Raw genomic sequence first — 20530 nt, 5'->3', positions numbered from 1 at the left:
GGTGGTCTTGCCTTTAGGTTACGTTGAGGAGCGAGGTCTCTACCGCGTGCAGGAACGACCCTGCAGAGGAGGATGCGGAGAGGAGGAGATAGGCGTCGGGGCCGGTGCGGAGGATCAGCACGCCCAGGTGCTCCATGACCGTGCGCGCGGCGGCGCCTTCGGCAAAGGCATCGGGGTGCAGGTCGATCGGGCAGATGCGTTCCAGCGCGGTGCGAGCCAGCGGGCCGTCGAGCACGAGGCCGGTCCAGACATCGGTCTGGTCGGTGGTGTAGGCCGCGCCGTTGAGCAGGGTCTGCACATGCGGTTCGGCATCGGGCGTCGCGCGGGTGAAGATCGCGAAGGCCTGGTCGGGGCCGAGGCGCACCAGGCGGGTGTTGTCCTTGCCCATGACAGAGAGGCCCGGCGCGGGCAGGTCGGCGTCGAAGGCGGATCCGATCGCTTTCAGCGCCGCGTCCTCGTCCCCGAGGGGCAGGGCGATGGACACGATCGCCAGGTCGGCGGGCGCGTGAAGCCGCGTGTCGCCGAAGCCTTGGTCGAAGCCCTTGAGGGGCGGTTCCGAGGTGAGGGTGAAATCAGCCACGCAGACGCTCTCCTTCCGGGTCGACGAAATGGGCCGAGACGATTTCGACCTCCATCTCGGTGCCGTGGACGGGGCTGACCGCGCGGACGATTTCGCCCATACGTTCGTGCCCGCTCTTGATGAAGCCCAGGCCGATATGGTGGCCGAGGTTGGGCGAATAGGCGACAGAGGTCATCCAGCCCTGGTCATGCTCCATGTCGGCGGGGGCATGTTTGTTCAGGAAATGCGAGCCGGCGATCAGTTTCCTGTCGCGGTCGACGGGGCGGAAGCCGACCAGCCGCACGGCGTCTTCGCGGGTCAGTTCGGGGCGTTGCGCCAGGACCTGGCCGATGCATTCCTTCTTCTGGCTGACCATCTTGCCCAGCCCGATATTGTGGGCGGTGGTCTGGCCGTTCAGCTCGTTGCCGGTGCAATGACCCTTTTCGATGCGCATGACGCCCAGCGCCTCGGTTCCATACGGTGCCGCATCGAATTCCTTGCCGGCCTCGTTGAGCACCGCCATCATGGAGTTGCCGTACCGCGCGGGGACGGCGATTTCATACGCCATCTCGCCCGAGAAGGAGATCCGGAAGAGCCGCGCGGGCGTGCCGCCGCAGACGGTGACGTGACCGCAGGCCATGAAGGGGAACGCCTCGTTCGAGATGTCGTGGTCGGCGTCGATCACCTTGCGCAGAAGGTCGCGGGATTTCGGCCCGGCGACGGCGAACTGCGCCCAGCCGTCGGTGGTGGAGATCAGGTGCACGTCCATGTCGGGCCAGAGGCACTGGCGCGCGAATTCGAGCCGGCGGAAGACCGTGACCGCGTTGGCGGTGGTGGTGGTCATAACGTAGTGGTTTTCACCCATCCGCGCGGTGGTGCCGTCGTCGTAGCAGATGCCGTCCTCGCGCAGCATCAGGCCATAGCGGACCCGGCCGACCTTGAGGGTCGAGAAGGTGTTGGCATAGACCTTGTCGAGGAAGGCGCCGGCATCCTTGCCCTGGATGTCGATCTTGCCCAGCGTGGTGACGTCGCAGATGCCGACACTCGTGCGGGCCGTGAGCGCCTCGCGGTCGACGGAGTCTCGCCAGCCTTTCTCGCCCGGACGCGTGTACCATTCGGCCCGCAGCCAGTTGCCCACGGTGACGAAGCTGGCGCCGTTCTCCTCGGCCCATTTGTGGCTGGGGGTCAGGCGGTAGGGGCGGAAATCCTTGCCGCGCGCGCGCCCGGCCAGCGCGCCGATGGGCACGGGCGTGTAGGGCGGGCGGAAGATGGTGGTGCCGACCTCGGGGATGGTCTTGCCACGTTCCTCGGCCAGGATCGCGAGCCCGGCGATGTTCGAGGTCTTGCCCTGGTCGGTGGCCATGCCCATCGTGGTGTAGCGCTTGAGCAGTTCGACCGAGCGGAAGCCCTCGGTGTTGGCGAGTTTGATGTCCTTGACGGTGACGTCATTCTGCAGGTCGACCCAGGCGCGGTGCTTGCTCTCATTGACATGCCAGAAGGCGGCGGCCTCGCGCGGCTCATCCTCTGCCTGCGGCAGGTCGGTGGCCTTGGCCGTGATCCCGAGTGCGTCGAGCTGTGCGGTGGCCTGGGCCTGGCCTTCGGCCAAGGCGGCGGCGAGGGTCATGGACCCGTTCGCAGACCCGGCGACGGCCATGCCGACGGGCAGGTCGCCGCCCGGGACGAAGGCGCAGAGGTCGTCGCGCCAGGTCGGGCGGCCGCGTTGGTGGCAGGTGAGGTGGACGTTGGGGTTCCAGCCGCCGGACACGGCCAGCGCGTCGACGGGAATGACCTGGCCGTTGGTCAGGGTGATCGATTTCACGCCCTTGCGCCCGATGGTGTTCATCACCGCCTCGCCCGCGACGTGGCGAATGCCGGGCAGGTCGATGGGGGCGGGCTTGTCGCGGCTGTCGACGACGACGGGAACCTCGACGCCCTTGGCGATCAGGTCGGCGGCGGTGCGCCAGCCGTCGTCGTTGTTGGTGAAGACGGCGATGTGCTTGCCCGGGGTCGCGGCATAGCGGTTGGCATAGCTGCGCACGGCGCTGGCCAGCATGATGCCGGGGCGGTCATTGTTGCCGAAGGCGATGGGGCGCTCGGTGGCGCCAGCGGCCAGTACGGCGCGCCTGGAATAGATGCGCCACAGGACCTGGCGCGGCTTGCCGCCCCCATCGGCGAGGTGATCGGTGCAGCGTTCGAGCGCGCCGTAGATGCCGTGATCGTAAGCGCCGTAGACCGTGGTGCGGGGCATCAGGCGGACGTTGTCCATCGACGCCAGCTCGGCAGCGGTCTGCGCTACCCAGTCGGTGCCGGACATCCCGCCCAGTTCCAGCGTCTCGGAGTTGAGGCGGCCGCCGGGGCGGAAATCCTCGTCGGCGAGGATCACGCGGGCACCGGCGCGCGCGGCGGTCAGCGCGGCCATCAGGCCCGAGGGACCCGCGCCGATGACCAGCAGGTCGCAATGCAGGAAGCCCTTGTCGTAGGTGTCGGGGTCGTCCTTCATCGACAGGCGGCCAAGGCCGGCGGCGGAGCGGATGATCGGCTCGTAGAGCTTTTCCCAGAACGCCTTGGGCCACATGAAGGTCTTGTAGTAGAACCCCGCAGACAGGAAGGGCGAGAAGAAATCGTTGACCGCCAGCAGGTCGTAGTCCAGCGAGCCGCGATGGTTCTGCGAGGTGGCGTTGAGGCCATCGAAGAGTTCGACCATCGTGGCGCGCGTGTTCGGCTCTTGGTAAGCGCCGTCGCGCAGGTGGACCAGCGCGTTGGGTTCCTCGGAGCCGTCGGTGAACACGCCGCGCGGGCGGTGATACTTGAACGAGCGGCCCACAAGAAGCTGGCCGTTGGCCAGAAGCGCCGAGGCCAGCGTGTCGCCGGGATGGCCCCGGAACCACTTGTTATTGAAGCGGAACTTGATCTCTTTCGAGCGGTCGATCAGGCCACCCTTGATGCGGCTCTTCTGCCTCATTTGCCGCGCCCCCGTTTGCGTGCCACGTCGCGGGCCAGTTCGACTGCCGTGATCTCGTGCGTGAGGGTGTTGCGCGTGACCACCAGCCAGGAGCGGTCACCCTGTTCGTGGTACCAAAGTTCCTGGTGCTGGCCTGCGGGGTTGTCGCGCAGGTAGCCGTAGCTGTGGAATTTCTCCATCGCGTCGTCGGCCTGCCAGTCGGGCCGGTCGATGAGGGCGGCATCGCCGAGATAGACGAATTCGGCGGCGTCGCGCGGGCCCAGAAGGGGATGGTCGATGATCATGTCTGTATGCCCCTCAGTGCAGGTTGGGCTGGTTGCCCATGCCTTTTTCGTCGATCAGGTTGCCGGTCATGAACCTATCCAGCCGCATTTGCGTGGCGGTGGGGTGCGGCTCGTCCCTGGCCAGCAGGTGGGCATAGCAGAAGCCCGAGGCGGGCGTGGCCTTGAAGCCGCCGTAGCACCAGCCGCCATTGAAATAGAGCCCGTCGATATGGGTCTTGTCGATGAAGGGCGAGCCGTCCATCGACATGTCCATGACGCCGCCCCAGGACCGCAGCAGGCGGGCGCGACCGATCATCGGCATGATCGCCATGCCGCTCTCGCAGACGTCCTCGACCACCGGCAGGTTGCCGCGCTGGGCGTAGGTGTTGTAGCCGTCGATGTCGCCGCCGAAGACCAGACCGCCCTTGTCGGACTGGCTGACGTAGAAATGGCCGGCGCCGAAGGTGATCACGCCTGGGATCGTCGGCTTGAGCCCCTCGGAGACAAACGCCTGCAAAACGTGGCTTTCAATGGGCAAGCGCATGCCGGCCATCGCGGCGACACGGCCGGAGGAGCCGGCGACGCACATCGCCACTTTTTTGGCGCGGATGGGGCCGCGCGAGGTCTCGACCCCGAGGCAGCGGCCATTCTCGATCTGAAAGCCGGTGACCTCGCAATTCTGGATGATGTCGACGCCGCGGCTGTCGGCGCCGCGGGCATAACCCCAGGCGACGGCGTCGTGCCGGGCGGTGCCGCCGCGGCGCTGGAAGAGGCCCCCCTTGATGGGGAAGCGGGCGTTGTCATAGTCGAGGAACGGCAGTTCCTTTTTCAGCTGCGCGGCATCGACCAGTTCGGCATCGGCGCCGGCCAGGAACATCGAGTTGCCGCGCCGCACGAAGGCGTCGCGCTGGCCGTCGGTGTGGAGGAGGTTGAGGATCGAGCGCTGCGAGACCATCGAGTTGTAGTTCGTGTCCTGCTCGAGGTTTTCCCACAGCTTCATCGAGAACTCGTAGAACGGCTCGTTTCCGGGCAGCAGGTAGTTGGAGCGGATGATCGTGGTGTTGCGCCCGATATTGCCCGACCCCAGCCAGCCCTTTTCCAGAACGGCGACATTGGTCAGGCCGAATTCCTTGGCGAGGTAATAGGCCGTCGAGAGGCCATGCCCGCCGCCGCCGATGATGACGATGTCGTATTCCGCCTTGGGCTCGGGTTCGCGCCAGGCGCGTGTCCAACCCTTGTTGCCGGTCAGGCCTTCCCAGAGGACCTTGAACCCACTGTAGCGCATAAGATGATTCCCACGATTGCTGGCACCCAGTGTGCGGCAATCCTGACGAATGGACTTTTCCAGAACGGACGGATAATTTTCTAATATGGACAATATTGGTTCAAATCCGGCCATCTCGCGGCGCGTCGGGATCTTGCCGATCCCCGGCTTTGCGATGATGTCCTTCGCGGCGCTGACCGAACCGATGAGGGCGGCGAACCTGCTGGCGCGGCGAGAGCTGTACGAGGTCGTGACCGTCGGGTCGGACATGCAGCCGATCCAGAGTTCCGGGGCGGGCATGGTCGCGCCGCTTGTCGAGGTGGGCGAGACGGACGCGTTCGATTACCTGTTCGTCATCGCGGGCGGGGACCCGACGCTTTACGATGATCGCGCTGTCCTGAACTGGCTGGCGCGGCTGGCCCGGGCCGGGGTGCCGCTGGGCGGTGTCTCGGGCGGGCCGATCATCCTGGCGCGGGCCGGGCTGATGAACGGGCGGCGCATGACGGTGCACTGGGAACATGCCGCGGCGCTGGCGGAAATCTCGCCCAGCCTGGTGCTGGAACGCTCGCTTTACGTGATCGACCGGGACCGGGTGACCTGTGCGGGCGGCACCGCGCCGATGGACCTGATGCACGCGCTGATCACCCAGCACCACGGGGCGCATTTCGCGCGGCTGGTCAGCGACTGGTTCATGCATACCGAGATTCGCCCCTCGGCCGGGCCGCAGCGGTCGGGGTTGGTCGAGCGGGTGGGCACGACGGTGCCGGCGGTGCTGGACGCGGTGGAGGCGATGGAGGCGAACGTGGCCGATCCGCTGGACCTGTCGCGGCTGGCGCAGGTGGCGGGATTGTCGCCCCGGCAGCTGAACCGGCTGTTCCACGACAAGCTGGGGCGGTCGGTGATGCGGTATTACCGCGAATTGCGGCTGGAGAAGGCGCAGAGCCTCTTGCGAAACTCGCCGCTGAGCCTGACCGAGATCGCGCTGGCGACGGGCTTTGCCAGTTCGGCGCATTTTTCGCGCGCCTACAGTGCGCGGTTCGGGCAGCCGCCCTCGGCCTATCGGTAGGTTTGCGTCAGGCGGCGTCCGGTTTGCGCAGTATGGCTTGTCTTGCCCGTGTGCCGCGTTACGGTGCGGGCAAAGCAAAGGTGAGGGTCCCCATGCATATTCTGGTCCTGCAACATGAGCGCGTCGAGCATCCGGCGGTGTTTCGCAAGTTCCTGAAGGAGGACGGGCACAGCTGGGATGCGATCGAACTGGACGAAGGCGAGGCGCTGCCCGACAGCATGGACGGCTACGATGCGCTGTGGGTGCTGGGCGGCCCGATGGACACCTGGCAAGAGGACGCGCACCCCTGGCTGAAGGACGAAAAGGCGTTCATCCGCGAGGCGGTCGAGGGGCAGGGTGTGCCGTATCTCGGCCTGTGCCTGGGGCACCAGTTGCTGGCCGATGCGCTTGGCGGTGCGGTGGGGCCGTCGAAGACGCCCGAGATCGGCGTGCTGGACGTGCAACTGACCGAGGCGGGCGCGAGCGGCGTTCTGTTTGACGGGCTGCCGGAGGTCTTTCAGGCTTTGCAGTGGCACTCGGCCGAGGTGACGGCCTTGCCCGAAGGCGCGCAGGTGCTGGCCACGTCTCCGGCCTGTCCGGTGCAGGCGATGAAATGGGGGACGCGGGCCTATTCTATGCAGTTCCACATCGAGATCGAGCAGGACACGGTCGAGGTCTGGGGGGACATCCCGGAATACGCCGATGCGCTGGAAAAGGCGCTGGGCCCCGGATCGCTGCCCGGGTTCCAGGCCGAGTGCGCCAAGCGCATGGACATGTTCAACGACATGGCCGAGCGCATCTATATCAACTGGCTGCAGGCGACGGCGCGGACCTAAGGCGACTGAAAGGCGAAGGGCGGTGCTTCCGGCGCAAGCTGGGCATGCCCCGCGATGTAATCCGCCGCCCTCGCCGCGATCATCTGGGTGGGCGCGTTGAGGTTGGCGCTGATCACGCGGGGCATCACCGAAGCATCGACCACGCGCAGGCCCTCGATGCCGTGCACGCGAAAGCGGTCGTCGACCACGGCGTCGGCACCGTGGCCCATCCGGCAGGTGCCGCAAGGGTGGAAATCGGTGGTGACATTGGCGCGGATCCAGTCGCGGATTTGGGCGTCGGTTTTCACGTCCGGGCCCGGGTCAATCTCGACATCGCGGAAGGGATCGAAGGCGCTCTGGCCGATCAGGTCGCGGACGCGGTGGATGCCTTCGACCAGCTCGTCGAGATCATGGGGATTGGACAGGTAGTTGAACTGCAGGTTCGGGTGGTCTGACGGGTCGGTCGAGGCGAGGCGCAGCGTGCCTCGGCTGCGCGGGCGCAACTGGTCGACATGGCAGGCGAAGGCTTGCAGCAGGGTGATCCTGGGTCCGTTGTATTCGAACCCGACGGGGCCGAAATGATATTGCAGGTTGGGGTAGGCGACGTCGGCGTTGCCACGTATCAGCCCGCCGGCCTCCCATATGTTCGAGGCGGCGACGCCGTTGCGGGCAAACACCCATTGCGCCCCGGCGCGCAGCTTGTTCCAGGGCCGGTCGACGCGGTGGATGGGAAAGCTGACGCGGCTTTTGCATTGCACGATGACGCTGGCATGATCCTGCAGGTTGGCCCCCACGCCGGGCAGGTCGTTGGCCACGTCGATGCCCGTCTCCGACAGGTGGGCGGCGGGGCCGATGCCTGACAGCATCAACAGCTGCGGCGAGTTGATGGCGCCGCCCGAGAGGATCACGTCGCCCGCGGCGTGAAAGGTCCGTGCCTGGCCGCGATAGAGGACGCGCACGCCGGTGGCCCGGTTGCCGCTGAGTTCGATCCGCTGGACCGCCGCGCCGGTCAGCAAGGTGACGTTGCCACGCGCCAAGGCGGGGCGCAGATGCGCAACCGCCGCGCTGCACCGCCGCCCATGGCGCTTGGTGGCATCAAAGCGCGCGACGCCTTCGGGGGTATGGCCGTTGAGGTCGTCGGATCGGCCCTGGCCTGCCTGCGCGCCGGCCTCGAGGAAGGCATCGTAAAGCGGGTTGTCATAGTCGCCACGGGTGACGCCGAGGGGGCCCGCGTCGCCACGATAGGCATCACCGCCGCGCGAATAGGTTTCCCCGGCCCGGAAATAGGGCAGGCAGTTCTCGTAGCGCCAGTCGGACAGGCCGAACTCGTCGGCCCAGCCGTCATAATCCAGCGGATGGCCCCGCATGTAGACCATCGAATTGATCGAAGAGGATCCGCCGACGACCTTGCCGCGCGGCATGAAGATCTCGCGGTCCTGCGCGGCGGGTTCGGGCGCGGTCTCGTAGTTCCAGTTCAGCTTGGGATCGCACCACGTGCGGTAGACGCCTGCCGGGATGTGGATGAAAAGATCGCGGTCCATCGGTCCGGCCTCAAGGACGAGAATGGACTTGGAGCTGTCCTGGCCCAGCTTGTTTGCCAATGTGCATCCGGCAGAGCCCGCGCCGACGATGATATAGTCGTACTCGCGCGCCGGTTGGCTCATGCGTCCTTGCCCCAGCCTTCGGACTGCATCTCGCGCAGGCGGCTGGCGGTGCGTTCGAATTCGAAGCTGCCTTCGCCCTCGACATACAGGTATTCCGGCGCGGCGGCGGCAGAGCAGATCAGCTTGACCTTCGCCTCGTAGAGGGCGTCGATCAGGGTGACGAAGCGCTTGGCCTCGTTGAAGTTGGAGCGGCTGAGCTGGGGGATGTTCTCCAGCACCAGTACCCGGGCGGCCTGGGCCAGTGCGAGATAGTCGGCGGGGCCGAGCGGCCGGCCGCAAAGGTCATAGAAAGTGGCCCGCGCGACGCCGTTGTGAAAGGCCGGGATCTCGACCTCGCGCTTGTTGACCACGAGTGTCAGTGGCTCGCCCTTGCCATCGGTCAGGTCCTTCCAGACCTCGTTGATCTTCGCCCGCGCCTCGGGGTTTACGGGCGTGAAATAGGTCGGGCTGCCCGCCAGCCGACCTTGCCGGTGGTCGGTGGGGCTGACCATCTCGTGGATGACCATCCGCTCTTTCAGAAGCTCGATGAAAGGCAGGAAGAGCTGCCGGTTGAGACCGTCCTTGTACAAGTCGTCAGGCACGCGGTTCGAGGTTGTCACCACGGTGACCCCCGACTCGAACAGCGACTCGAAAAGGCGGCCGACGATCATGGCATCGGTGATGTCGGTGATCTGCATCTCGTCGAAGGCAAGACAGCGGACGGATTCGGCCACCGCCTTGGCGACGGGGGCAAGCGCGTCTTCCTTGCCGGCGGCGCGCGCCTTGTGCATCCCGGCATGGACCTCTTGCATGAAGGCATGGAAATGCACGCGGCGCTTGGGCACCGACAGGGTTTCCACGAACATGTCCATCAGCATCGACTTGCCGCGCCCGACACCGCCCCAGATGTAAAGGCCCTTGGGCGCTTCGACCTGCTTGCGGAAGAAGCCCTTTTTCTGGGGTTGTGCCAGATCGGCGCGCAGGCGCTCCAGCTCCTCGACCACGGCGACCTGGGCCTCGTCGCGTTTCAAGACGCCCTCGTCGATCAGCCGTTCGTATCTGTCGGGAACCGTTTCCATGCCCCCGTGGATACCGAAGCCGGAGCGGCGTGGAAAGCAGGAAGCAGATCGCGGAACGGAATTGTGTGCATCACAATCGTTGAATTGACGCCCGGCAGCGGGCGGGTAATGTCGCCGCATTGTTCGGAGGGCCCAATGCAGAAATCCGCGTCGATTTTCACGCCTGTCTTGGTGGCGGGCTGCCTGATAATGCTGGTGTCCTTCTCGATCCGGGCGGCGTTCGGGGTGTTCCAGATCCCGATTGCCGAGGAGTTCAACTGGCTTCGGGTGGAGTTCAGCCTTGCCATCGCGGTTCAGAACCTGGCCTGGGGGATCGGCCAGCCGATATTCGGCGCGATTGCCGAAAAGGTGGGCGACCGCAAGGCCATCATCCTCGGTGCGTTGATGTATGCCGCAGGGCTGGTCCTGTCGTCCTTTGCAACGACGCCGCTGGCGCACCAGCTTTACGAGGTGCTGGTGGGCTTTGGTATCGCGGGCACCGGGTTCGGCGTGATCCTGGCCGTGGTGGGCCGTGCGAGCAGCGACGAGAACCGCTCCATGAGCCTTGCCATCGCGACGGCGTCCGGATCGGCGGGGCAGGTGTTCGGCCCGCCGATCGCGGAGTACCTGCTGTCGATGATGGGCTGGCAGTCGGTCTTCCTGATCTTCGCGGCGGCGATCCTGGCGGTGCTGGCCTGCCTGCCGCTGATGCGGGCGCCGGAGCCTGTCAGCACGACGGAGCTGGAAGAGACGATGGGCCAGATCCTGGTCAAGGCGTTCCGGGACCCGAGTTACACGCTGATCTTCCTGGGCTTCTTTTCTTGCGGCTATCAACTGGGGTTCATTACCGCGCATTTCCCGGCCTTCGTGACGGAGTATTGCGGGCCGATCGCGGCGGGCAGCGTGTTGCACAACATGGGGGTGACCACGACCTCGGCGCTGGGGGCGGTGGCCATCGCGCTGATCGGGCTGGCCAATATCGCGGGCACGCTGACGGCGGGGTGGCTGGGCAAACGCCATTCCAAGAAGCTGTTGCTGGCCGGAATATACACCGGGCGGACGCTCGTCGCGGCGGCCTTCATCATGTTTCCGATCACGCCGACCAGCGTGCTCCTGTTCTCGGCGGCGATGGGGTCGCTCTGGCTGGCCACCGTGCCGCTGACCAGCGGGCTGATCGCGCATATCTACGGGCTGCGTTACATGGGCACGCTTTACGGCATCGTGTTCTTCAGCCACCAGCTGGGCAGTTTCCTGGGTGTCTGGCTGGGGGGGCAGTTGTATGATATCTACGGGAACTACTCGATGGTCTGGTGGATCGGCGTGGGAGTGGGCGCATTTTCGGCAATCGTGCATCTTCCGGTAAAAGAGCGGGTGCTGCCGCGCGGTGCCTTGGCCTGACGCTTGCCGCGGTGCTGGGGCTGGCCGCAGGCCCGGTGGCGGCGGATGAGGTGGAGGACTGGATCGCCACCACGCCTGAACGCTACAGACAAGCATTGCGCGCGGGGCAGGAGGATCCGACGTTCTCGGCGTTTCGTGAAATGTGTCCGGCGGATGTCTTTCGCGACCTGGGCCGGGAGCCGGGCGGGTCGCGGGACTGTACCCAAAGGCCGGGATGGTGCCTGGGCCTGTGCCGGGCGGGGCAGGCGCGGGCCTGTTTCGGGTTGGGGCGGGCGGTGGAAATCGAGCTGGATGTCGAAGGCCAGGCCACGGTGAAATATCCCTTCTTCATGGCGGCCTGCGCGGCGGGAGACGCGAATGCGTGCACGAACGCCGGCGCGATTGCCGCGCGGGGCAGTTGGATCGCCGGATCGCAGCCGACCGTTGCCGCAGCGCGGGCCTGTCAGGTGCGCACGTATGAGACGACCTGCACGGCGCGGGCGCCCTGGGGCTGTTACATGCTGGGCGCGGAACGGGCGCAGGCGGGTGACAACGGCAAGGCGCAGGATGCATGGCAGCGCGCCTGCGATATCGACCCCGATGGCAGCGCCTGCGACGCCGCGCGGGCCCGGTTGGATTAGCGGGCCGCGTCCTGCGCGACGTGAAGCGTGTCCAGGGCCCGGGCGACCTCGGTCACATGGGTATAGGCCAGCGTGTGCCCGGCGCCCGGGATGACCACGTTGCGCGCTTCGGGGTTCAGTTCTGTCAGCCGGTCGCGGCCCGCAAGGGGGATCACGTCGTCGGTTTCGCCCCAGATCGCCAGGGTCGGAATGTCGGCGTCGCAGATGGCACGGTGGGCGGGGGCGAGGTCTTCGTCCATGATGCCCCTGAGCGAGGACAGGATGGCGGGCGCGAACCCGCGTTTGCGGCTTTCGGCCATTTGCAAGTCGACCATATTCGGAATGGCCGATGGCAGGCCGCGTTCGGACGCCAAGCCACGGCGCAGGCTGCGAGGATAGAAACCCAGCATCATCCACTTGCCGATATTGGGGTGGTTGATGGCCATCCCCGCGACCGGCCCGAGATCATGCCCAAGCCCGGCCGGAGCGATCAGGCAAAGCTGCTGCACCCGTGAGAGATGTGCGGCGGCGAACCCGGTCGCGATGGCCCCGCCCATGGAATAGCCGAGCAGGGTGAAGCCGCCCTCGATGCCCTGGTGATCGAGCAGCGCGGCAAGCTGGGCGTTGAAAAACGTGCTGTCCTGTTCGCCATTCGGACGGGCCGACAGGCCGCGGCCATAAAGGTCATAGGTCAGGACGCGAAAGCCCATCCCGGCGAGGTGGTCGGCCAGTGGACCCCAGACGAAGCTGGGCGTGGTCAGCCCGTGCACGCAGACGGCCACAGGGCCATCCTCGGGTCCGCGCCACTGCAACCATGTCGGGCCGTTTGGCAGATCCGCCACCTGCCCCGGGGCCGAGGCCCGCTGTTTGTCCGTCACACGGGGACGGAACGCCTCGGCAATGAAGGGGGCGGCGACAAGGGCCGTCCCGGCGGAGAGGAACGCCCAGCCGATCACCCCGCCGCCTGCCACGCGTCGAGGATGTAACGGCTGGTCATGAGATCCAGATGCGCGCCGCCGCCGTTCTTGAAGAGGGTGATCTCCTGATCGCTGCGCCGGGTGAAATTTTCCGGCTCGTAATAGTCGGCCACAAGGTCCTCGCGCGTGATCGTGCCGGCCTCGAGCGGGATCTTGATCTCGCCGATATGGCCCACGGTCGTGTCATAGCTGTCGACGAAGACGCGGGCGCGTTGCAGGGCGGTGTCATCAGCCTCTCGCATGTCGGGGCGGTAGGCGCCGATGAGGTCGATATGCTGGCCGGGCTGGAACCAGTCGCCGTTCAGCACCGGGTCGGTGGACATGGTGGCCGAGGTCACGATATCGGCGGCGCGCACGGCGGTTTCCAAATCATCGGCTACGGTCAGGCCGGGGCAATCCTCGACCATCGCCTCGGCATTGGCGCGGGTGCGGTTCCAGACGGTGAACTGCGCCTCGGGGAAGCCGGCGCTGTAGGCCTGGAAGAGCGACCGGCCCACGGTGCCCGCCCCGACGATCAGGATGTTACGGCTGTCGGGCCGGGCGAGGCGTCGGGCGGCAAAGAGGCTGTCGCCGGCGGTTTTCCACTTGGTCACGAGGTGGAAGTCGATGACGGCCTCCAGGCTGCCGTTGGTGTCGGAAAAGACGCCGACAGAGCCATTGATCATCGGGTCGCCCTTGTCGGGGTTGCCGGGGAAGATCGTGGCGGATTTGACCGCCAGCCCCATGCCGTCGATCCAGGCCGACCGGCTGAGCAGCGTGTCGGGGTCGCGGTAGAGGAAGGTATCGCCGATCTCGGCCTTGGGGCGTTCATGGCCCGCCTCGAAGGTGTCGCAGAGCGCCAGCCAGTCGAGCAGCGCCTCGCCTTCGTCGAAGGGGATGATGGAAATGCTCATGGGGGCGCTCCTTGCTGTTGGTATCGCAAGGTATGCGTGCTGGCGCGGGCCGCGTCAAACCCTGCAGGGGTCAAAGGTGGCTGGGCTCGTCACTCGCGACGAACTGGTCCTTCCGGGATTCGCGCCAGATCAGGTAGAGGCCCGAGCCGAGGATCAGAGCGATGCCGATCCACGCGGTGCGGTCGGGCCACGTGCCGAAGACGGTCACGCCCCACATGATGGCCATGGGCATGGCGACATACTCGAACGGTGCGGCGAAGGCGGCCTCGGAAATGCGGTAGGCCTGGCTGATGAAGAAACCGCCCATCACTCCGCTGACGCCGAGCATGATCAGGATCCACCAGTCATGCGTCGCGATCGGCCCCCAGGCACGGAAGAGGAAGGCCAGTGATGCGTGATCCTGTTGGGCGAACTTGCCGTCGCCGATGGAGAGGCCGATGATGCTGCAGGCGATGATGAAGGTGATCTGGATATAGACCGCCATGGTCGCCGCCGATTCCGTGCCGCCGACCTTGCGCGCGACCATGTGGATTACGGCGTAAAGGACCGCGGCAGCCATGGGCAGAAGCGCCGCGACCTGAAAGGCCGAGGTGCCGGGTTTGACGATCACGAGGACGCCGACGAAGCCGACGGCGATGGCGGCCCAGCGGCGGGCGCCCACGGTTTCGCGCAGGAAGATCACCGAGAAGACGGTGATGACCAGCGGCGAGATGAAGAACACCGCCACCGCATCGGCGATGGGCATCGCCGCCAGTCCGAGAAAGAGGCAGGAGTTAGCCCCGACCACGCAGACCCCGCGCAGAAGGTGGGCGCCGGGCCGCCGCGTGCGCAGCACCCGCAGACCGTAGATGGGCAGGAACACGATTGAAAAGGTGAGCAGCGCGATGGCCGACCGGAAGAAAACGATCTGGTGCAGGGCGTAGTCATCCGATAGGAACTTGATGCCCACGTCGTTCAGCGAAAAGCACATGACAGCCAGCAGGGCGCAGCCCGCCCCGGTAAGGTTCGTGCGCGACACGCTCATGCCTGCGCAGCCTTGCGCACCATGCGTTCCAGCGCATCGAGAAAGCGCGAGCGGTCGGCCTTGGTAAACCCCTTGCCGCCGCCCTGCCGGAACGGATCGGCGGCGCGCAGGTCGCTCATCAGGTCGCGGGTGGCCAGCGCGTTGCCGATATTGGCCCGGGTCAGCGCTTCGCCGTTATGTTTCAGGACCATCGCGCCGGCCTCGACGCATTTGGCGGCGAGGGGGATGTCGCCGGTGATGACCACGTCGCCCGGCCCGGCACGCTCGGCGATCCACATGTCGGCCACGTCGGGGCCGTCGGGCACGATGATGGTTTCCACCAGCGGATTGCGCGAGGGGCGCAGGCCGCCGTTGGAAACGATGAAGATCTTCTGCTTGTGACGGGTGCCCACCCGCTCGACCTCGTCCTTGACCGGACAGGCATCGGCATCGACGTAGAGGGACATGCAAGCGGGTTCCTTTTTCTGTCCGGCGAGGCCTTGGTAGATCTCGGATCGGAATCTTCCAACAACGTAAACCCACCGCGAACTGTTAAATCCTAGAGCGGGTGTTCAAATGCAAGCAACAGGCGGGAGTGCAGGTGGTCGAATTTCTTTTGTTGGAATTGAGTGCGGTCATGCCGTTCGGTCGTGATGCTCAACCAATCAATCAGCAGACGCGCCCGCATGCAGAAGTCCAGCACATCCATGTTTATCGGGTGCCGGTAGAGCTTGAAGAACATCGCCTTGTTCATGGCAATGAGTCCGCTGCGGTCGATTTCGTCCGGGCTTGCCGACCGGAAGACATCCGTCTTCAGGAAATCCACGATGTCGTAAACGGCCAGTTTGCGCGTCACTTCCGTGAAGTCGAAACCGTAGGTCACGCCCGCACCCAGTATCAGGTTGCGACCATGGAAGTCACCGTGACTGAAGACATGCGTATCTTCCGCGCCTTCAATCCGCCTGACGTCCCGGTGCATCTGGTCGATCATCGGCCCGTATTGCTCGGGCGTCGCATGAGGGCAGGCCCGGCTGCCGGTCAGGGCGGCGAGGGTCTCGAACATCCAGTCGTACCAGAATTTCTCTGTGGTGATCGGTTCAAAGCCATGTAGCGCATGCAGCCAGTGACCGGCCTTGCGATAGACCTGGCGCGCGCGATTGTCGGCCTCCTGTTCATAGATTGCCTCTGTTGCCGTCCGGTTGTCGAGATAGCCCGTGACGAAGAACTCGCCGGAAGGGGACATGTAGACGGGGGTCACGACATCCAGCTTTTCAAACTTCGCGAAATGGGCATGCAGTGCGCGCAGTGTTTCAAACTCGCGCGCCAGTCTTTCGGTCTTCGCGGATTTGGTATCGACCTTCAGCGCATAGCGCCGCTCACCGATTTCGACCACGAAAACCTGACGTTCTTTCGGGTAGTCGGCTGAGCGGTAGATGCAGGCGAAGTTGTAGTCCTGTGCCGGGTGCTGTTGAGCAACGAATTCCTTGACGTAGCCGTTGATGCGTCTGCGGTTGTAGTTCAGCAGATTGGCCATTCAGAACGCCGTGTTCATCGTCGGTCTGGCTGGCATCAACATATGGGCCAAAGCGCTATTCCGCCGCCTTGGCGCCGCGGGCGACCTTGTATTCCTCGGGGATGGGCATGCGGTTGAAGGCGTCGAGACCGGCGATCTTGTAGGCCTCGGCCAGCGTGGGATAGTTGAACGTGTTCTGCACGAAGTAATCCACCGTGCCCTTCAGGTTCAGCACCGCCTGCGCGATGTGAATGAGTTCGGTCGCGCCTTCGCCGACGATCTGGACGCCCAGCACACGGCGGGTTTTCAGCGACACGAGCATTTTCAGCATCCCGTGTTCCAGCCCCATGATGTTGCCGCGGGATGTTTCGCGGAAGCGGGCGATGCCGACCTCGTACGCGATGCCGCGTTCCTGCATTTCTTCCTCGGACATGCCGCAGGTGGAAATCTCTGGCACGGAGTAGATGCCGTAGGGAAACCAGGGGCTTTCGGGCAGGGTGGGCGTGTCGAGCGCGTGGCAGGCCGCGATGCGGCCCTGTTGCAGCGAGGTCGAGGCCAGCGAGGGGTGCCCGATCACGTCGCCCGCGGCGTAGATATGCGGCACCTTGGTCTGGTAGGTCTTGCGGTCGACCTCGAGCCGGCCGCGATGGTCGGTCTTCAGCCCGGCCTTGTCGAGGCCCAGGCGGTCGGTGGCGCCCATGCGCCCGGCGGCGAAGAGCAGCATTTCGGACCGGACGTGCCGCCCGTTGGCGAGCGTCGTCTCGATATGCTCGCCCGCGTCCTCGATCGTCTCGATGGCCGAGCCGAGGCGCAGGTCGACGCCGTTCTCGCGGATCTGGTGGGTGAAGTCGTCGATCAGGGTCTTGTCGATGAAGTCGAGGAAGCTGTCGCGCGGCTCGATCAGGGTGACGCGCACGTCGAGGGCCGAGAACATGGTGGCGTATTCGACGCCGATCACGCCCGCGCCCACCACGACAAGGCTGCGCGGGATCTGGCCCAGTTCGAGAAACTCGTCACTGTCCACGACCGTCTTGCCGTTGAAGGGCACGTAATCGGGGCGATAGGTCTTGGTCCCCGTCGAGATCAGGAAGCGGTCGGCGGTCAGCGCCACCGTCTCGCCCGCCTCGGTTGCCACATCGATGGCGTTGGGCCCGGTAAAGCTGGCCAGCCCGTGGAGCGTATCGACGTGGTTGCGGTTGAACTGGTGCTCCAGCACGTCGACCTCGTAATCGAGCGTCTTGTGCAGGCGCATCTTGAGGTCCTGCGCGCCGATATCCTCTTTCACGCGGTAGGAGCGTCCGTAAAAGCTGCGCTCGCGATAGCCCGAGAGGTTGAGCACGGTTTCCCGCAGGGTCTTGGACGGGATCGTGCCGGTGTGCACCGACACGCCGCCCAGTCGCTCCTTGCGGTCCACGACCAGCACCCGGCGTTTCAGCTTGCCGGCCTGGATCGCGGCAGAGCGTCCGGCGGGGCCGGAGCCGATGATGATGAGGTCGTAGTGGCTCATGTCTTACCCTGCGTAGAGCGCTTCGGCGTGGAAGGCGATGTGATCCTCCATGAAGGAGGACACGAAGAAGTAGCTGTGGTCGTAACCGGGCTGCATCCGCAGGATGGATTGCTGGCGGCGGGTGGCGCAAGCCTTGGCAAAGCTTTCGGGCATCAGCAGGTCCAGAAACTGGTCCGAGGTCCCGGTATCGCACAAAATCGGACCATCGAAGCCCTTTTCGTTCATCAGCAGCGTGGCGTCATGCTTGGCCCAGAGGCTTTCGTCCGAGCCCAGGTAAGCGCCGAATTGCTTGCGGCCCCAGCTGCTTTGCGTGGGGTTCACGATGGGCGAGAAGGCCGAGACCGAGGCGAAGCGGTCGGGGATGTTCATCGCGATAGTGAGCGCGCCGTGCCCGCCCATGGAGTGGCCGGTGATGGCCTGACGGGCGCTGTCGATGGCGAAGTTCGAGGCGATCAGGACCGGCAATTCCTCGGTCACGTAGTCCCACATGCGGAAATGCGGCGCCCAGGGGTCCTGCGTGGCGTTGACGTAGAAGCCTGCGCCCTGCCCGAGGTCGAAGGCGTCGTCATTGGCCACGCCCTCGCCCCGCGGCGAGGTGTCGGGGAAAACCAGCGCGATGCCCTGTTCCGCCGCCCATTGCTGTGCGCCGGCCTTGGTCATGGCGTTCTCGTGCGTGCAGGTCAGGCCAGAGAGGTACCACAGCACGGGTACGGCGCCCCATTTGGCCTCTTCCGGCAGGAACAGGCCGAATGTCATGTCGCAATCGCACGCCTTGGATTTGTGGGTGTAGACACCTTGCGTGCCGCCGAAGCAGGCGTTTTCCGAAACGGTTTCCATCACGATCTTCCTTCCGTCCTATGAGCGGTGAGACACCGAATGCCGCCATCCGGCGGCGGTCGCGCGGACCGTATCACGCTCAGCCCTGCGGCCAACCGTGAAATTGGTCGGCACAGGCCTAGCGCGCACAGGTTTCAGAATTGCAAAAATCGACGGGTGGCGCAGCGGTCTATTGATAAAGGCGGCTGACCCAGCCGATGACGACGGACACCGTGATGACCGCGATGGCCGTCGAGATCAGGATCGAGGCCGAGACCCGTTGGGGTGCGATGCGATAATGCTCGGCCAGGATATAGACGTTGCCCGCGACGGGCAGGGCGGCGGCGGTGATCATCACGGCGGCGGGGTAGGGATCCACCGGGAAGAGGTAGAGCGCGGAAAAGGCCACGAAGAGCGGGTGCAGGATCAGCTTGTTGAAGCTGAGCCAGCCGGCGACGAAGGGCCGTTCGGCGGACTTGGTGGCCAGTGAGGCACCGATGGCGAAGAGCGCGCCGGGTGTCGCCGCGCCGCCCAGCAGGGACAAAAAATCATTCATGACCGGGTGAATGGGCAGGTCGAAGGCGGACCACGCGAGCCCGAGCGTGATAGAGACGATCATCGGGTTTTTCACGAGGCCGATGCCGACGGTGCGAAAGACCCCCAGGCTCATGCGCCCGTCGCGTGTGCCGGTGACGATGATCACGATCAGCGAGCCGAAGACGATGAGGTCGACCGCAAGAACCAGCATCACGGGGCCGATCGCATCCTCCCCCAGCAGCAGCGTCAGCATCGGCACGCCCAGGAAACCCACGTTGCCGATCACGCCGCATTGCGCCTCGAACGCGGCTTCCTCGGCCTTGAGGCGGCGGAAGAAGGCGACCAGCGTGACCAGCCCGTAAACGAAGGCCGTGCCCCAGAGATAGGCCATGACGAAACGCCAGTCGAAGATCTCGCTCATCGTCAGGTTCGCGGAGAACCGGAACAGCATGGCCGACAGGGCGAAGTAGAACACGAACTTGGTGAGGTATGCGGTGGCCTCTTCGCTGAAGAACCCGGTGCGTCCTGCCCAGTAGCCAAGCCCGATCAGCAGGAAGAAGGGCAGGGTTTGCAAGAAGATGTCCAGCATGAAGCGGTCGTAGCATGCTGGCGGGGGGCGTCAATCGCGATGACGTCAGCCGCTGCCGATCAGCACCCCGGCGGCGAACACCAGCGCCCCGCCCAGCACCACCTGGAAGGCGGCGCGAAAGAACGGGGTTTCCATGAAGCGGTTCTGGATCCAGGCGATGGCCCAAAGCTCGACGAAGACGACGATGACGGCGATGATCGTCGCGGTCCAGAAATCGGGGATGAGATACGGCAGGGCGTGGCCCAGCCCGCCCACGGTGGTCATGATGCCCGAGGCGAAACCGCGCTTGAGGGGGCTGCCGCGACCGGAGAGTTCGCCGTCGTCGCTGGCGGCCTCGGTAAAGCCCATCGAAATGCCGGCGCCGACGGACGCGGCGAGACCGACGAGGAAGGTTGTCCAGGTGTCCTGCGTGGCGAAGGCAGTGGCGAAGATCGGGGCGAGGGTCGAGACCGACCCGTCCATCAGCCCGGCCAAGCCCGGCTGCACCCAGGTCAGAAGGAACTGACGCTTGGCGGTGCGCTCTTCGGCGTCGCGGGCGTCGGCGTCGAGGTGTTGTTCTTCAAGCGCGCCGGCGCGGTCCTGGTGCCCGGCCTCGGCGGCGGCCAGATCGCCCAGAAGCGCGCGGGTCGTGGCGTCCTGCGTGCTTTGCGCGGCCTTGAGATAGAAGCGCTCCGCGTCGCGTTCCATCGCCTCGGCCTCGGCGCGGATACGCTCGATGCCGAGGTTCTCGATCAGCCAGACCGGGCGGCGGGCGTAGTAGCCGGCGACATGCTCGCGCCGGATGAGCGGGATCACGTCGCCGAATCGGTCCTGGTGCAGGGCGATCAGGCGGCGGCGGTGCGCGTCCTCCTCGGAGGCCATGCCGTCGAAGATCCTGGCGGTATCGGGATAGTCCGCGCGCAGCATCTCGGCATAGCTGCGGTAGATGCGGGCGTCGTCCTCCTCGGACGAGATGGCGAGCGCGAGCACTTCCTGTTCGGAAAGGTCCGAGAAACGGCGGCGGGACGAGACACCGGGGATCATCGGGTGGCCTCCAATAGTTTAGAATGGTTCTAATCTACTACGGCGGTGGATCAGGTCAAGGGCGGG

The 20530-nt window shown here is 65.5% G+C and carries 19 protein-coding genes; 4 read left to right on the top strand and 15 right to left on the bottom strand.

Annotation, left to right across the window (positions count from 1 at the left end; translation table 11 throughout):
- Positions 1 to 13: 13 nt before the first annotated feature.
- Genes KUV49_RS03525 through KUV49_RS03510 form a run of 4 tightly spaced genes read right to left on the bottom strand, consistent with a single transcriptional unit; the run spans position 14 to position 5069 of the window.
- Positions 14 to 580 (bottom strand): sarcosine oxidase subunit gamma, encoded by a 567-nt coding sequence (locus KUV49_RS03525; protein ID WP_222451640.1) that lies wholly within the window; start codon positions 578 to 580, stop codon positions 14 to 16.
- Positions 573 to 3521: a sarcosine oxidase subunit alpha family protein gene (locus KUV49_RS03520; RefSeq protein WP_222451639.1), complete on the bottom strand. Its 2949-nt coding sequence runs from the start codon at positions 3519 to 3521 to the stop codon at positions 573 to 575. Before KUV49_RS03520 ends, KUV49_RS03525 begins: the two co-directional genes overlap by 8 nt.
- Positions 3518 to 3805, bottom strand: a complete 288-nt coding sequence (locus KUV49_RS03515) for a sarcosine oxidase subunit delta (RefSeq protein ID WP_222451638.1) — start codon at positions 3803 to 3805, stop codon at positions 3518 to 3520. The genes KUV49_RS03520 and KUV49_RS03515 overlap by 4 nt, the downstream gene beginning before the upstream one ends.
- A 13-nt stretch (positions 3806 to 3818) precedes the next feature.
- Positions 3819 to 5069, bottom strand: coding sequence for a sarcosine oxidase subunit beta family protein (locus KUV49_RS03510; protein WP_222451637.1), 1251 nt, complete (start codon positions 5067 to 5069; stop codon positions 3819 to 3821).
- Between the two features lie 85 nt (positions 5070 to 5154).
- Between KUV49_RS03510 and KUV49_RS03505 the strand changes: the two genes are divergently transcribed.
- Complete coding sequence (locus KUV49_RS03505) at positions 5155 to 6114, top strand: GlxA family transcriptional regulator (RefSeq protein ID WP_261391434.1); 960 nt, start codon at positions 5155 to 5157, stop codon at positions 6112 to 6114.
- A 92-nt stretch (positions 6115 to 6206) separates the two neighbouring features.
- Complete coding sequence (locus KUV49_RS03500; protein WP_222451636.1) at positions 6207 to 6929, top strand: type 1 glutamine amidotransferase; 723 nt, start codon at positions 6207 to 6209, stop codon at positions 6927 to 6929.
- Here KUV49_RS03500 and KUV49_RS03495 read toward each other — a convergent pair.
- Positions 6926 to 8572 (bottom strand): choline dehydrogenase, encoded by a 1647-nt coding sequence (locus KUV49_RS03495; protein WP_222451635.1) that lies wholly within the window; start codon positions 8570 to 8572, stop codon positions 6926 to 6928. The two genes, KUV49_RS03500 and KUV49_RS03495, sit on opposite strands and share 4 nt — an antisense overlap.
- Positions 8569 to 9630 carry a cell division protein ZapE gene (gene zapE / locus KUV49_RS03490; RefSeq protein WP_152490754.1) on the bottom strand — a complete coding sequence of 354 codons (1062 nt, stop codon included), beginning with the start codon at positions 9628 to 9630 and terminating at the stop codon, positions 8569 to 8571. The genes KUV49_RS03495 and zapE overlap by 4 nt, the downstream gene beginning before the upstream one ends.
- A gap of 135 nt (positions 9631 to 9765) precedes the next feature.
- Here zapE and KUV49_RS03485 point away from each other — a divergent pair, with 135 nt between their 5' ends.
- Both KUV49_RS03485 and KUV49_RS03480 read left to right on the top strand, forming a co-directional pair.
- Complete coding sequence (locus KUV49_RS03485) at positions 9766 to 11007, top strand: MFS transporter (protein ID WP_222451634.1); 1242 nt, start codon at positions 9766 to 9768, stop codon at positions 11005 to 11007.
- 11 nt (positions 11008 to 11018) lie between these two features.
- A complete protein-coding gene (locus tag KUV49_RS03480) occupies positions 11019 to 11627 on the top strand; it encodes a hypothetical protein (protein ID WP_222451633.1) in 609 nt (202 codons plus the stop codon).
- On the opposite strand, the gene KUV49_RS03475 is transcribed toward KUV49_RS03480, so the two are convergent.
- From KUV49_RS03475 to mbfA, 9 genes are all read right to left on the bottom strand, one after another.
- The gene (locus KUV49_RS03475; RefSeq protein ID WP_315899541.1) at positions 11624 to 12577 is read right to left on the bottom strand and encodes an alpha/beta hydrolase; all 954 of its coding nucleotides are present in this window, start codon (positions 12575 to 12577) and stop codon (positions 11624 to 11626) included. The two genes, KUV49_RS03480 and KUV49_RS03475, sit on opposite strands and share 4 nt — an antisense overlap.
- Positions 12559 to 13476, bottom strand: a complete 918-nt coding sequence (locus KUV49_RS03470) for an ornithine cyclodeaminase family protein (RefSeq protein WP_222451632.1) — start codon at positions 13474 to 13476, stop codon at positions 12559 to 12561. Before KUV49_RS03470 ends, KUV49_RS03475 begins: the two co-directional genes overlap by 19 nt.
- A 70-nt stretch (positions 13477 to 13546) precedes the next feature.
- Entirely contained in the window at positions 13547 to 14500 is a 954-nt protein-coding gene (locus KUV49_RS03465; RefSeq protein ID WP_222451631.1) for a DMT family transporter, read from the bottom strand.
- Positions 14497 to 14946: a YaiI/YqxD family protein gene (locus KUV49_RS03460; protein WP_222451630.1), complete on the bottom strand. Its 450-nt coding sequence runs from the start codon at positions 14944 to 14946 to the stop codon at positions 14497 to 14499. Before KUV49_RS03460 ends, KUV49_RS03465 begins: the two co-directional genes overlap by 4 nt.
- Before the next feature lie 92 nt (positions 14947 to 15038).
- The gene (locus KUV49_RS03455) at positions 15039 to 16013 is read right to left on the bottom strand and encodes a phosphotransferase family protein (RefSeq protein WP_222451629.1); all 975 of its coding nucleotides are present in this window, start codon (positions 16011 to 16013) and stop codon (positions 15039 to 15041) included.
- A gap of 55 nt (positions 16014 to 16068) precedes the next feature.
- On the bottom strand, positions 16069 to 17499 hold the full coding sequence (sthA, locus tag KUV49_RS03450; RefSeq protein ID WP_222451628.1) for a Si-specific NAD(P)(+) transhydrogenase: 1431 nt from the start codon (positions 17497 to 17499) through the stop codon (positions 16069 to 16071).
- A 3-nt stretch (positions 17500 to 17502) separates the two neighbouring features.
- Positions 17503 to 18336 (bottom strand): S-formylglutathione hydrolase, encoded by an 834-nt coding sequence (fghA, locus tag KUV49_RS03445; protein ID WP_222451627.1) that lies wholly within the window; start codon positions 18334 to 18336, stop codon positions 17503 to 17505.
- Between the two features lie 169 nt (positions 18337 to 18505).
- Positions 18506 to 19441, bottom strand: a complete 936-nt coding sequence (locus KUV49_RS03440; RefSeq protein WP_152490763.1) for an AEC family transporter — start codon at positions 19439 to 19441, stop codon at positions 18506 to 18508.
- 45 nt (positions 19442 to 19486) lie between these two features.
- Positions 19487 to 20464, bottom strand: a complete 978-nt coding sequence (gene mbfA, locus KUV49_RS03435) for an iron exporter MbfA (RefSeq protein WP_222451626.1) — start codon at positions 20462 to 20464, stop codon at positions 19487 to 19489.
- Positions 20465 to 20530: the final 66 nt, after the last annotated feature.

Source organism: Roseovarius atlanticus (genome assembly GCF_019802205.1).
Lineage (GTDB): Bacteria > Pseudomonadota > Alphaproteobacteria > Rhodobacterales > Rhodobacteraceae > Roseovarius > Roseovarius atlanticus_A.
This window is presented reverse-complemented; position numbering and strand designations above follow the sequence as displayed.